Source organism: Psychrobacter sp. KCTC 72983 (assembly GCF_014280455.1).
GTDB lineage: Bacteria > Pseudomonadota > Gammaproteobacteria > Pseudomonadales > Moraxellaceae > Psychrobacter > Psychrobacter pacificensis.
In genome coordinates this window covers 551,247-565,037 of record NZ_CP060390.1, presented here as the reverse complement: position 1 = coordinate 565,037, position 13,791 = coordinate 551,247, and the positions used below count along the sequence as shown (strand labels likewise).

Below are 13,791 nucleotides of genomic sequence, written 5' to 3'. Positions count from 1 at the left end.
ATATCAATAAGTAATTATACTACTTATGATTGGAGCGAGGAGATTGTCTAAAATGCTCTGAAATATGATGTCATATGAAAGCTGCGCGAGCATTAAAATGAGAAAGGTGATATTGACTCGCTATTTTACAGCCTAAATAAATGAGGATATAGAGCCTCTTTGGTCGTGTTATCGAGCTTAATCACTTTATTGAGATTAAAATCATAATTCCTAAAATGTTGTCTTGCTTTGGCGACCACTTCACCTGTGTGCATACGTGTGATCTTTATCACGATGCTACCGCCATTATCATATATTGGCTCAACACCGACTTCAAACAAAAGCTCTTCGCATACTCGTATACGACTCAAAATAACCAACTGCAATGTATCAATAATTAAGCCCTGGTTATCTGAATTGATTTCTTTAATACCTTTAGCGTGTAGAAACCTTAGTCGCGCTTCGGACAGAAGGGCAGTCAGAGATTCGATGGTCACATGCTGTCCCAAGTCGATTTCGGTATGACGCACGCGCATCACTGTCTCAAAAACAAATAAATAATCCTCAAATACCAACTCTTGCTTTGACACACTATCTCCTAAAGTGGTGGCAAACAATTATGCTACTTATCATGCGATAGGTTGGCAGAATCATAATAATGATGAACAAATAAAAGGCTGTATACACTTAATAAATGAGTGTGCTTTCATGACACTCATATTATGATGTAACTTAAGTATCTACTTAAGCACAGCTTCAGCTGACATTCAATCTATTTGGATGAAAATTGACCATTTTTATGAGGTTTTTAAGAGCTGCGCTGTAGCGCTACTCATGCTGGCTAACGGTCTTTATTGCCAAGTAAAGGTTAGCCAAAACTTTACTTGGCAAAACAAGGCACTATCTGCTAAAATACCGCCTCCCACCTCGAGGCAAATAGAGGTTTAGTGGTTATTTATATAGCGATTATTCGGTATGACTATTTGACGACCAGGTTCTAAAACAGAAAAAGAGGCAAATCATCATGAAAGTTAAGATGAAAACCAGAAGCGGTGCCGCTAAACGCTTCAAAAAAACAGCAAACGGCTTTAAACGTAAACAAGCATTCAAAAGCCATATTTTGACCAAGAAATCACCTAAGCGTATTCGCCAGTTGCGTGGTCTTAAGTTGGTACATAAATCTGACGAAGCAGCCATTCGTCGTATGTGCCCATACATCTAATAGCCTACTGTCATCTATCTTTGATTGAAAACTATCTGATGAAATGATAGTTGACTTTGCAATCTGACAATGATGTTTGTTATTTGACAGCATCATCACTCGCTTAACAGTGATTACAAAATCTTGGAGTAAATTATGGCCCGTGTAAAACGTGGTGTACAGGCAAATCGCCGTCACAAAAAAATCTTAAAACGCGCAAAAGGCTACTACGGTGCCCGTTCACGTGTTTACCGCGTAGCGGTACAGGCAGTGACCAAAGCTGGTCAATATGCTTATCGTGACCGTCGCAACAAAAAACGTACTTTCCGTCGTCTTTGGATTGCACGTATCAATGCTGGTGCACGCTTAAACGGCTTAAGCTATAGCCGCTTTATCAATGGCTTGAAAAAAGCAAACATCGCAATCGATCGTCGCGTTCTAGCAGACATCGCTATGCATGATGCAGCGACTTTCACAGCATTGGTCGAAAAAGCAAAAGCGGAACTAGCATAAATATTAACTACTCTTTAGAGATTAAGTAGATATAAAATTTATCTAAGTAAGCGTCTAAACGAATAGAACTAATATTGATTAATAGTACGATATTAATAAAAGCTACCGCTGGTCGGTGGCTTTTTTTATTTTAAATTATGGTGTATTTACTTAGTCTGAGTGGATACCAGCACCTGCTCTTTATCTGTCTAAATATTCAAGCCTTTTAGACCACTTATCTTTATGAAGATAACGGGATAAATGGTTTGCAATATTTGGTCAAACCCCTACAATTAATAGTCCGTTCAAATCAGGAATAATGCGTCTTATGACTAACCCTGCTGCTACCAACGACTTGTCGGCGCTACCGACCTTGTCTTCAGAGCTAAACGAGCTCAATGAAGCTCAGCTTACCGACTTTGCGAGTGCTGCTGAAGCTTTGATTCTACAAGTAACTGATGCGCGTACCTTGCAAGACTTGCGTGTGCAATTGACTGGCAAAAAAAGCCCATTGACGGGCTGGTCAAAGCAGATGGGCAAACTCGATGCTGATGATAAAAAAACCTACGGTGGCTGGTTGCACGAGGTGCGTAGCCGCATTCAGCAAGCGCTGAGCGATCAACAGCAGCAGTTAGAAGTCGCCGCGCTCAACGCCAAGCTAGAAGCAGAGAGCATTGATATTACGTTGCCAGCTCGCGGTGGTCAAAAAGGTCATCTGCATCCAGTAACGATGATTACTCAGCGTATGCAGCAGTACTTTATTCAAGCGGGCTTCAATGTTGCCACCGGCCCTGAAGTTGAGAGCGATTACTATAACTTTGAAGCGTTGAATATCCCGTCGCACCATCCTGCACGCGCGATGCATGATACATTCTATTTCGATGCGCATTATCTACTGCGTACGCATACCAGCCCAGTGCAGATTCGTACCATGGAAAAGAACGATCCGCCGATTCGTATTATCTGCCCAGGCCGTGTTTATCGTAACGACTCAGACCAAACCCATTCACCGATGTTCCATCAGTTAGAAGGCCTTATGGTCACAGAGTCGAGCACTTTTGCTGAGCTAAAAGGTCTGATTAGTGAGTTTCTAGAAGCATTTTTTGCCAAAGAGCTGACCGTACGTTTCCGTCCTTCATTTTTCCCATTCACTGAGCCGTCTGCAGAAGTAGATATCTTAGATGATAACGGCAAATGGCTTGAAGTGATGGGCTGCGGTATGGTACATCCACAAGTATTGACCAATTGCGGTATTGATAGCGACAAATACACAGGCTTTGCATTTGGGATGGGTATCGAGCGCTTTGCGATGTTGTATTACGGTATTGATGACTTACGTTTGTTTTTCCAAAATGACGTGCGCTTCTTAAAGCAATTTGGCTAACGTGCTTTTGTTGATATAAAAGTGCTCCTTGTTAATACAACAAGTTAATTTGCCAAGCTTTACTCCAACATCTTTATTATAAAATTCTGATCCGAGATATTTATGAAAATTAGCGAACAGTGGCTACGTCAATGGGTAAATCCCCAAAATACCAGCGAACAGTTGGCTGAACAGCTGACGATGGCAGGGCTTGAGATTGATGACCGTTACGCAGTTGCCCGTGCATTTAGCGGTGTGGTCATCGGTGAAGTTATCAGCGTTGAGCAGCATCCAGATGCAGACAAACTGCGTGTCACGCAGGTAAATATTGGCGACGCTGAGCCGCTGCAAATTGTCTGCGGCGCACCTAATGTGACCGTCGGTATGAAAGCACCGGTTGCTACCGTTGGTGCGATACTACCAAGCGATGACGCAAAAGGTTTTAAGATTAAGAAAAGCAAGCTACGCGGTGTTGCCTCAAACGGCATGCTATGCGGCGCCTCTGAAATTGACTTGGTAGATGATATAGATGGACTGCTTGAGTTGCCTGAAGATGCACCAGTTGGTACCGATATCCGTGAGTATTTAGGTCTAGATAATCAGATATTAGATATCTCTATCACCCCAAACCGTGGTGATTGCTTTAGCGTTCGCGGTATCGCTCGCGAGATTTCAGTCATCAATGACTTGCCTGTACAGTTGCCAGAGATTCCTGACTATGTAGTCGCTTCTGATAATGGTGCAACGCCCGCTGTAACTGTTGATGCGGTAGAGGCGTGCCCTCGCTATCTGTTGCAATCGATTAGCAATATTGATCGTAGCATCGATACTCCAAAATGGATGCAAGATGCATTGGTACAGTCAGGACTACGTTCACACAACTTCTTGGTCGATGTGACCAATTATGTGTTGATGGAATTGGGGCAACCGCTACACGCTTTTGATGCCGATACCATCGAAGGTGATATCGTTGTGCGTTTGGCACAGCCTGATGAAACCATTACTTTGCTCAACGAGCAAACGGTTACGCTAACCGGTGATGAGCTTGTGATTGCTGATGACAAAGGTGCCTTGGCACTGGCTGGCATTATGGGTGGTCAGCGTAGCAGTGTCACCGATAGTACGACCAATATCGTGGTAGAAAGCGCTTTCTTTAATCAACTGGCTATCGCTGCGCGCGCACGCCGTTTTGGATTGCATACCGATGCATCACAGCGTTTTGAGCGTGGGGTCGATTTTGAATTGCCGGAACTTGCCTTGGCACGAGCTTGTGACTTGATCACAAGCATCACGGGCGGCGAAGCAGGTCAAATAGTCACGGCCGAAAACCTTGAGCATCTGCCAGCACGCGAACCGATTACATTGCCAATCGCGAAAGTACGTGATGTTATTGGTATTGATATCGAGCCATCAGAGATGGTACGTATCTTAACTCAATTAGGTTTTGAGGTAGAGCAGCAAAACGACGCATTGATTTGTAAGCCGCCGTCTTACCGTTTTGATATGAGTATCAAGGAAGACCTCATCGAAGAAATTGCCCGTATCTATGGCTATGACAATATTCCAAGCGTATTGCCATATTTGCAAGTCAGCATGGATTATGACGATACTGCAGATTTGACTCATGGGATGAAGCTAGCACTGGTCGATAACGGTTATATGGAAGCCATCAGCTTTAGCTTTAGTGATGCAAAATTAGAAGCATTGCTTGATGATGAAGCGCTAGGAGAGGTGTTGGCACTGGCAAACCCTATCTCTAGTGATTTGGCGGTCATGCGTCGTACCTTGCTGTCAAGTTTACTGCCTTGCGTGCAATATAACTTGAATCGTCAGCAGCCACGCGTACGTTTCTTTGAGACGGGTCTTAGCTTTGTTGGACAAAGTATCAGTGATTTGGTGCAAACCCCAAGCATTGCATTGGTCGCAGTGGGTGATGTATGGAGTGAGCAGGCTTATCAAAACCGCGTCTTAGATTTTTATGATCTCAAACATGATATTGAACAGTTATTACCAGCGCAGATCGATAGCGCCCGTATTCGCTATGAGCGTAGTGCGCTGAGCTTCCTGCATCCAGGACAAAGCGCTGAGTTATATATCGATGATATCTATGTTGGTTGGTTGGGTCAGCTACATCCAAATACTGCTAAGCAGTTGGATCTGCCAACGACATGGGTTGCCCAATTGTCACTGGCACCGCTATTGACGATTGCTCGTGAGCAGCATTCGATTACGACGCCTAGCAAGTTCCCACAAGTGCGCCGTGATATTGCTATTTTAGTAGACAGTGATATCAGTTTGCAGACTTTAGAGTCAACGGTACGAGCTGCGGCAGGTGATTTGTTGACTGATCTGTGGCTATTTGATGTGTATCAAGGCGATAAAGTACCGACTGGTCAGCGCTCATTGGCGTTTGCACTTGTATGGCAAGATGCTACACAAACCCTATCAGATGAAGCTGTAAAAACTGCCACTGATAAGGTTGTACAGGCATTAACGGATCAACACGCAGTCCAGTTACGTGACAGCTAATATTTAGTCTTTAAAAGACCCAATGCCCTATAGCCTCTTCAGTTATGAGGCTATGGAGCATTGCTATTCGTAAAAACTATTATTTATAACCCTTTTACTTGTAAAACAAGTTAAGTCATTATTAATAAAGGATTTTAATGTATAGTTTATTAAAAACTACTCAAAAAACCTTTATAATAATTAGACTTAACCCTCATACCGCTAAACCATGATATTCGACATCACGACATAGCATAGGAGTCGTACTGTGAGCACCTTAACCAAATCTGACATAATTGAGCACTTAATGAGTCATCTAAATCTGACACGCCAAGAAGGTCGCTGTCTGGTGGAGAACTTTTTTGATGAGCTGTCAGATAGTTTGATTGATGGCAAAGAGGTCAAGCTTTCAGGCTTTGGCAACTTTGAGCTTAAAGACAAAAACAGCCGTCCAGGCCGTAACCCTAAAACAGGAGAGCCTGTCGCCGTATCCGCGCGCCGCGTGGTGACTTTCAAGACAGGACAAAAGTTTCGTCAGAAAGTTGATGAGCGTTTATTTGATACTTAGTGTGTTATTGAGTATGACAGCTTGCTTGTTTTCGCTATAGCCTTGTAAAACTATTGATATATGTTTGCACATGACTGCGATTATGATTCTCTATATCTTACGCTACATGTATCTTGTATAGCCAATAAATACCAAGTATGGTTATAGGTAACTAGCTATCATAAATTGCAGGCATAAAAAAAGAGAGCATAGGCTCTCTTTTTTTTATTACCGTTTATTTATTGTATGAACAATAAATTACTGAGCTGGCTCTTCAACAACAACTTCGTCAGAAGCGTCAACAGCAGCAGTATCAGCAGTAGCAGTATCAGTTTCGCTAGCTACGTCAACGCTAGTAGTAGTGCCGTCTACAGGAACTTCAGCGTCCATTTCGTCAGTAGCAGTTGCCACTTGAGCGTCAGCGATGTCAGCTTCAGCGTCAGCAACAGCAGCGTCAGCATCAGCAGGGATAGCTTCACCGTCAGCAGCGCCTTCAGCTAGCTCTTCTTGTGCGTCTTGCACTTCTTCTTGCGCGTCAGATAGATCTTCAGCAGCGTTTTCTTTGTTGCTGTCACAGGCAGTTAGGCCCATAGTTGCAGTCATGATACCAGCTAGAGCAAGTAATTTAAGTTTCATAAGGTTTTCTCCGGAAAAATGAAATGAGCAGTAGCAGCAACAAAGGACGAATTCCGAGGTTTCTCAGAATTCAATTAGTCTTAGTTACAGCTACTCAGCTTCCACGCATTCTATATGTTTTATATGAAAATGGAAATAGGGTTGTACAATTAAGTAACAATAATATTTAAAATAATATTTTACTTCATCTGTTCGATAGTATTTTTAATACAACAAACCTGATTAATCGACGTATAATCAATGACATCAGACTGTTACGGCACAATATGCAGTCCTACTTTTGGTTGTAATTTAACGTATGTATGGTGTTTAGTTAAGTAAAATTAGAGCCGATTGTCTCGTCTAATGAGGCACAAGTACGCCATTAATATGGGACAAGTAAATATGGGACAAATAAGCCATGATAATTAGCGCTATTTATATTAAGAAAAATTGCTTGTGAGTGAGCAAACCAAAAATCAAATCAACGTATTGAGCGGCATACTGTACAACATGAATAATGAACAATACGAGTGATTATATCTCGTATATTTGAGGAATAAACTATGAAATGGCAAGGCAGACGAGGCAGTTCTAATGTTCGCTCTAGTACGGGCGGCGGCAAAATGATAGGTGGTGGTATTGGCGGTATTATCATCGCAGGCATTTTATGGTTGGTATTTGGGGTAAATCCTATGACTGCGCTGCAAACAGGTCAGGTAATCGCTGGTGGTGGTAGTAATGGAACTTCCAGCGAACCTGCGATAAGTGACGATCGAGATACCCAGTTTGTCAAAGTTGTGCTGGCGGATACTGAAGAGGTCTGGCATCAGATATTTAACGAAGCGGGTAGTACTTATAAAGAGCCCTCGCTAATTCTGTTCAATGGTCAAGTAAATTCGGCTTGCGGTAGTGCCAGCGCGGCGACAGGGCCTTTTTATTGCCCAGGCGATCAAACGGTCTATTTAGACACATCATTTTTTGTGGAGATGCGTCAAAATCTGGGTATCGCAGGGGATCAGCAAGGCTCTGGGACTCAGGAAAACCAAGGTAAAGCGGGGGATTTTGCGCAGGCTTATGTTATCGCACATGAGGTGGGTCATCATGTTCAGACGCTACTAGGTATTAGTCAGCAGGTCAATGAAGCCCGTCGGCAAGTGACCCAAGCACAATCCAATAAGTTGTCAGTGTTACAAGAGCTGCAGGCAGATTGCTTTGCTGGCGTTTGGGCGCAGCGTAACCAAGAGCGTGTACAGTTTTTAGAAGCGGGTGATATTGATGAAGCCATCAATGCGGCTGGTCAAATCGGTGATGATCGATTGGCACAGGCGAGTGGTAGAGCGGTTGCGCCTGATAACTTTACGCATGGTACTAGCCAGCAGCGTGTTGAGTGGTTCACGCGGGGCTTAGAGAGCGGTAATGTACAATCTTGCGATACCTTTAGTGGTGCGCTTTAAAAGTAAGATTATTTTTTGCAACTCCGCCTATGGGTTATCAGTACAACAATAACCACGCAAAAATTTGACATAAAAAAGCCTGCAATCAATTGCAGGCTTTTTTATTATCTTCTATCTGATATGACTCAACGCATTATTAAGAAATATCAGTGTAGAAGTTTTTAGTTGTTATCAAGAATGTAACCACCAGCGCCGCCAATAGCTGCACCAGCCAATGCACCACGAGCGATGTCTTTGCTGTCGCCTTTACTTCTGATAAGTGCGCCAGCTGCGGCACCTGCTGTTGCGCCTTTAGCGGTATTGCTCATACCACCATATGAATTACAACCAGTCATGATGAGTGCTGAGCTCGTAATTGCTGTCATTGCGATCGTCTTAGCAAATTTCACATTATCACCTATTTATTCGTCAAGTTTGAAATATAATACCTTTAAAAAAACAATGTCCATGATATTTTCAAATGTATTCCTACTGTCTGCCATAATAGTGGGTTAGTAGATAGTTAGTCGTAGTAAAAACGCTAAACTTTGCAAACGACATGTAATTGATGTTGCCGCACTGTATCATAAAACGGGTACTTTCTTATATGAGGTACTTAGCGCAAAAATAGGTAGGAGAGTATTTTGGCAATCGGAAATAAAAAAGACCACCGATCGGCAGTCTTTATATTAAGCAAACAATGGCATGCTTGGAAAAAATATGCGTAAATTAGTTCTGTGATTTGCGTTTCATTTGCTCAAAGAACTCGTCATTGGTTTTCGCTTCTTTGAGACGATCTAACAAGAATTCAGTAGCTTGGACGCCATCCATCGGCTGCAGCAGTTTACGTAAAATCCAGACTTTACGTAGTTTATCTTCGTCCAACAAGCGCTCTTCGCGGCGTGTGCCTGATTTTTTGATATTGATTGCAGGGAAGACACGTTTTTCGGCCAAGTCGCGCTCAAGGGTGATTTCTTGGTTGCCCGTCCCTTTGAATTCCTCAAAAATCACGCTGTCCATCTTACTACCAGTATCAATCAGCGCACTGGCAATAATCGTCAAACTGCCACCTTCTTCGACATTACGCGCAGCGCCAAAGAAACGCTTTGGACGCTCAAGCGCATTGGCATCCAAACCACCGGTCAATACTTTGCCTGATGATGGTATAACGGTGTTATAGGCACGTGCCAGACGAGTGATCGAGTCTAATAAAATCACCACATCTTGCTTATGCTCGACCAGACGTTTGGCTTTTTCGATGACCATCTCAGCCACTTGTACGTGACGCTGAGGTGGCTCATCAAAGGTAGAGGCAACGACTTCACCGCGCACGGTACGCTCCATCTCGGTGACTTCCTCTGGACGCTCATCAATCAACAGGACGATTAAGTAGCATTCAGGATTATTGCGAGTGATGGACTGAGCAATAGATTGCAATAACATCGTTTTACCCGCTTTTGGCGGTGCGACAATAATAGAGCGCTGACCTTTACCAATTGGTGCGATCAAATCAATGATACGCCCTGTCAGATCTTCAGTAGTACCATTACCAAGCTCAAGCTTTAGCTGCTCAGTAGGGAATAGCGGTGTTAGGTTCTCAAAAATCAGCTTATGACGTGAGCGATCTGGCGTATCAAAGTTGATTTCACCAACTTTTAGTAGCGCAAAATAACGCTCAGAATCTTTTGGTGGGCGAATCGTACCAGCGATACTGTCGCCCGTTTTTAAGCTGAAGCGGCGAATTTGACTAGGGCTGACATAGATGTCATCAGGACCTGCTAGATAAGAGCCTTCTGATGAGCGTAAAAAGCCAAAACCATCAGGAAGAACCTCAAGCACACCGTCACCATAGATGGCTTCACCGTTGCGGGCATGGGTTTTTAAGATAGCAAAGATAATGTCTTGTTTACGGCTACGCGCCATGTTATCAAGACCCATTTCCTTGGCAATAGCCAACAGCTCAGAGATTGATTTTTTCTTTAATTCAGTTAGATTCATAGATAGGTCATTAGCAATTGATCAGATGAGAGATGCCATTAGCAGCACAAGTCACGACAGTGAGTAAAACGACAGTAATATGATGATAGAAGGTATTTGTACAGCGCAATGGCTTATGTAGTGTTGGTATTGCATGTCTGCTTATAGACGCATTGCTATCGCTGGATGCAAGGTCATAAGAATTAGGAATAAAAAAGGCTACATAAGAGTCTGCGTCAAAAACTCAATATCAGTCATTGCGTTTAGTCATTTCGTTTAGCAATGGTGTTTATAATGACGATTGTGTTTTTGTTGATAAACACGAGGAGAATAGCGACAAGATACTAGGAAAACAGATGGTTTTCTCTTGTCAGCAGACTATACGGTCTTCACAATAGCGTTGTCAATAAATTTTGCCAAAAAATTCGTATAATCAAGTTTTTTGCACAAAAAACAAGCAAAAAGCCATTATCGTTATCAGATAATGGCTTTCTTTATCGCTTTAGCTCATTGATTCAAAAAACTTTGAAATGAGAACATTCAACTTATAAATGCTTGTCCAATACTTTGGCCAATTCAGCTTTTGGCTGTAGACCCATCACTGAATCTACTTTTTCGCCGTCTTTGAAGACAAATAAAGTTGGGATGTTGCGGATACCAAAACGGCTCGCTGCTTGTGGGTTGTTATCCACGTCAACTTTAACGATCTTAACTTTACCTTGGTACTCAGTCGCTAAATCTTCTAAAATAGGCGCAATCGCTTTACAAGGACCACACCAAGTTGCCCAAAAATCTACCAATACAGGAAGATCTGATTCTAGAACGTCTTGGTCAAAGTTTGTGTCGGTAGTATTAACAATAAGGTCTGACATAATTTTATCTCTCTTGTTTTATTTATTCTGTCACCAAACACCAGCTGTCATATTTATCTAATAATAAGTGGGTCAATGGTCAAAGAATCGTTTAGAAGTGGTGAAAATGTGCCATTATATTAACATGTTTGCTCAGTCTTGACAGATTCAGGCTGGTTAAATTGTTCAACAATTACGATTAGCACAATAAATCGAAACAGAATGACACAGGTTGGGTTTTCTCTGTTACGTGTGAGCATTGCTTTGCTAAAACATATTTTTTGAGCACTTTTAGCCGTCTGTTTTTACATTGAATTATCCCACTTTTACTCTCAATAAATAGGGCGCTACTGTGCCAAAATAACAGCCGCCAAAGCCCCATATTACGTTTAATTTATATAAGTAGTTAAGTTTATGCCTTTTACTGATGAAGAAGTCGACGCTCTCAACGCGCAAGAAAATGCCTATCCACTTGAGTTTTTCAAGGATTTTGCGCAAGAGATTACCGTTTACGAAGATGATGATATTTGGGTAGTAGATAAACCGGCAGGGCTGTTAAGTGTCGATGGCAAGACCCTCAAGGTAAGCCTGCTTGCTCGGCTTGAGCGTGCCAATCCAGCGGTAAAACTGATTCATCGATTGGATATGGACACGTCAGGTCTGATTATTTTTGCAAAAAATGCCACCGCCCAAACCAATATCAGTAAACAGTTTATTGAACGCTTACCGCAGAAAAAATACCAAGCACGAGTTTTTGGGCAATGGGAGCAGGTGGGCGCAGCGGGTGAGATATCGGTGCCAGTACGCTATGAGCCGACGACCAAGCCGCGTCACATCGTTGATCATGACTGGTCAAAGCATGCTTTAACACTGTATGAAGTCATAGCGCACGAAATGTGTGATGGTCAACCAGTTACCCGAGTGATGCTTAAACCCGTTACGGGTCGCAGCCATCAACTACGCGTGCATATGGTGCATGCAGGTCATGTGATGATTGGCGACCCGATATATGCTGAAGGCGTGGCACTCAAGATTGCGCCAAGGCTAAATCTACATGCGCAGCAATTGCGCTTAAAGCATCCAGTATTGGGTGCTTGGATGGACTGGGAAAGTCCATGCCCATTTTGATGCATTAGCTGCCTGAATATGAAGTCGAAGCGCGCGATTAATAGAAGCACTAAGGCTATCGCTGATCATGTAAACACAAGGATGAGAATATGCTTGATATCGCTACTACCAAACAGGCGATTAAAAGTCGCCTCGCACGTAGACAGTCGCAAAGGGATAAGCCTGCCGATTATGAAGTGCTGATTATTGGTGCAGGTATTGCTGGTATCGGTATGGCCTGCCGTTTACAGCAACTAGCGCATAAAAATTTATTTGGTCATAAAGGTGCAAAAAAACAAAAACAGACAAAAACGCAGCGTTTTGTCGTATTAGAAAAACGTGCTGATTTGGGCGGGACGTGGGATTTATTTACCTATCCTGGTATCCGCTCGGACTCTGATGCCTTAACCTTTGGCTATAACTTTAGACCGTGGCTAGATTATAGAATGCTGGCAGCAGGTGGCGATATCAAGCGTTATATCGCTGATACGGCGCGCGAGTTTGGTATTACTGAGCATATTCGCTATGAGCATGAAGTTCAGCAAATATCATGGTCGAGTATGGATCAGTTATGGACAGCAACCATAAAAAAGCATACCAGCGGAGAAGTGTTCGTTAAGACGGCAAAGTTTATCGTCGGTGCTACGGGCTACTACGACTATGAGCAAGGCTATCGACCTCATTTTGCGGGAGAAGAAGGTTTCCGCGGTCGTATTGTCCATCCGCAGCATTGGGATGATTTAGACTATAATGACAAAAAAGTGGTCATTATTGGCAGCGGTGCCACTGCAATGACGCTATTGCCGGCACTGGTAGATGAAAGCAGCGAGCAGTGTGCGCGTCATGTCACGATGCTACAGCGGACACCCACTTATGTGGCAAGCGTACCGGGCGATGATCATGCTATCGACTGGCTATCAGGCAAGTTTTCACCTTTATCAAAAGAGCAGGCCTATACGGTACTGCGAGCGCGCAACGTGTTGCGGCAGCAAGGGCTGTATAAATTAGCCACTCACGCGCCCAAGCTGATGAAAGCTGTGCTAAAAGGCGGCGTGACAAAAGAGTTAAAAGGTAGCGGCGTTGATGTCGAACATTTTATGCCCGACTACAATCCGTGGGATCAACGCGTATGCGCTGTGCCAGACAGTGACTTATTTAAGTCTTTGCACGGTGAGCGTGCAGCAGTGGTCACCGATCAGATCGACCACTTCACTGAAACCGGTATTATGCTGCAATCAGGCGAGCATCTTGAGGCTAATATCATCGTCACAGCAACCGGATTGAAGCTGCAAATGCTAGGCGGAGCAGCGGTATATATCGACGGGCAGGCCATTGATATCGGTACGCGCATGACGTATAAGGCAGTCATGATCGAAGGCGTGCCTAACATGGCGGCCTTATTTGGCTATACCAATGCCTCATGGACGCTAAAGATTGATCTGGCGTGTCGATATGTGGTGCGGCTGTTGAGTTATATGCACAAAAACCGCTACCAAGTCGCGCTGCCACAGGCACAGGCGGCGAATGCTACCGCCTACGCCCAAGCAGATACGGTGATGGGCTCGCTATCGTCTGGATATGTCAGGCGTGCCCAAGACAGACTGCCGAAGCAAGGCGATCGCTACCCGTGGTACGTGACCAACAACTATCTTAGCGACCGTGTGATGCTCAAATACCGCAAAATAAAAGACGACTGGTTGCGGTTCAGTCGTTAG

Annotated in this window: 13 protein-coding genes; 8 read left to right on the top strand and 5 right to left on the bottom strand. The window is 43.6% G+C overall.

The features are described from left to right. Nucleotides 1–125: 125 nt before the first annotated feature. Complete coding sequence (locus PSBA01_RS02295; RefSeq protein WP_093071233.1) at nucleotides 126–569, bottom strand: thioesterase family protein; 444 nt, start codon at nucleotides 567–569, stop codon at nucleotides 126–128. 434 nt (nucleotides 570–1,003) lie between these two features. Here PSBA01_RS02295 and rpmI point away from each other — a divergent pair, with 434 nt between their 5' ends. The 5 genes from rpmI to PSBA01_RS02270 all read left to right on the top strand — a co-directional run bounded on the left by rpmI (nucleotide 1,004) and on the right by PSBA01_RS02270 (nucleotide 6,111). After that, nucleotides 1,004–1,201 carry a 50S ribosomal protein L35 gene (rpmI, locus tag PSBA01_RS02290; RefSeq protein ID WP_058023536.1) on the top strand — a complete coding sequence of 66 codons (198 nt, stop codon included), beginning with the start codon at nucleotides 1,004–1,006 and terminating at the stop codon, nucleotides 1,199–1,201. A gap of 135 nt (nucleotides 1,202–1,336) precedes the next feature. Continuing rightward, a complete protein-coding gene (rplT, locus tag PSBA01_RS02285) occupies nucleotides 1,337–1,693 on the top strand; it encodes a 50S ribosomal protein L20 (RefSeq protein ID WP_071002829.1) in 357 nt (118 codons plus the stop codon). Nucleotides 1,694–2,000: 307 nt separating this feature from the next. Next, a complete protein-coding gene (gene pheS, locus PSBA01_RS02280) occupies nucleotides 2,001–3,056 on the top strand; it encodes a phenylalanine--tRNA ligase subunit alpha (RefSeq protein ID WP_093071232.1) in 1,056 nt (351 codons plus the stop codon). Nucleotides 3,057–3,158: 102 nt separating this feature from the next. Beyond that, nucleotides 3,159–5,564 (top strand): phenylalanine--tRNA ligase subunit beta, encoded by a 2,406-nt coding sequence (pheT, locus tag PSBA01_RS02275; RefSeq protein WP_186474947.1) that lies wholly within the window; start codon nucleotides 3,159–3,161, stop codon nucleotides 5,562–5,564. Nucleotides 5,565–5,811: 247 nt separating this feature from the next. Further along, the gene (locus PSBA01_RS02270) at nucleotides 5,812–6,111 is read left to right on the top strand and encodes an integration host factor subunit alpha (protein ID WP_186474946.1); all 300 of its coding nucleotides are present in this window, start codon (nucleotides 5,812–5,814) and stop codon (nucleotides 6,109–6,111) included. Between the two features lie 237 nt (nucleotides 6,112–6,348). Here the strand turns inward: PSBA01_RS02270 and PSBA01_RS02265 are convergent, their stop codons facing one another. Further along, nucleotides 6,349–6,726 (bottom strand): hypothetical protein, encoded by a 378-nt coding sequence (locus tag PSBA01_RS02265; protein ID WP_075106425.1) that lies wholly within the window; start codon nucleotides 6,724–6,726, stop codon nucleotides 6,349–6,351. Nucleotides 6,727–7,271: 545 nt separating this feature from the next. On the opposite strand from PSBA01_RS02265, the gene PSBA01_RS02260 reads away from it, so the two are divergent. After that, the gene (locus PSBA01_RS02260; RefSeq protein ID WP_071002832.1) at nucleotides 7,272–8,162 is read left to right on the top strand and encodes a neutral zinc metallopeptidase; all 891 of its coding nucleotides are present in this window, start codon (nucleotides 7,272–7,274) and stop codon (nucleotides 8,160–8,162) included. 161 nt (nucleotides 8,163–8,323) lie between these two features. Here the strand turns inward: PSBA01_RS02260 and PSBA01_RS02255 are convergent, their stop codons facing one another. From PSBA01_RS02255 to trxA, 3 genes are all read right to left on the bottom strand, one after another. Next, a complete protein-coding gene (locus PSBA01_RS02255; protein WP_227517137.1) occupies nucleotides 8,324–8,527 on the bottom strand; it encodes a glycine zipper 2TM domain-containing protein in 204 nt (67 codons plus the stop codon). 343 nt (nucleotides 8,528–8,870) lie between these two features. After that, the gene (gene rho / locus PSBA01_RS02250; protein ID WP_058023543.1) at nucleotides 8,871–10,139 is read right to left on the bottom strand and encodes a transcription termination factor Rho; all 1,269 of its coding nucleotides are present in this window, start codon (nucleotides 10,137–10,139) and stop codon (nucleotides 8,871–8,873) included. Nucleotides 10,140–10,663: 524 nt separating this feature from the next. After that, on the bottom strand, nucleotides 10,664–10,990 hold the full coding sequence (trxA, locus tag PSBA01_RS02245) for a thioredoxin (RefSeq protein WP_058023544.1): 327 nt from the start codon (nucleotides 10,988–10,990) through the stop codon (nucleotides 10,664–10,666). A gap of 393 nt (nucleotides 10,991–11,383) precedes the next feature. On the opposite strand from trxA, the gene PSBA01_RS02240 reads away from it, so the two are divergent. Together PSBA01_RS02240 and PSBA01_RS02235 are read left to right on the top strand one after the other, a co-directional pair. Then, complete coding sequence (locus tag PSBA01_RS02240) at nucleotides 11,384–12,097, top strand: RluA family pseudouridine synthase (protein WP_186474945.1); 714 nt, start codon at nucleotides 11,384–11,386, stop codon at nucleotides 12,095–12,097. Nucleotides 12,098–12,186: 89 nt separating this feature from the next. After that, a complete protein-coding gene (locus tag PSBA01_RS02235; RefSeq protein WP_186474944.1) occupies nucleotides 12,187–13,791 on the top strand; it encodes a flavin-containing monooxygenase in 1,605 nt (534 codons plus the stop codon).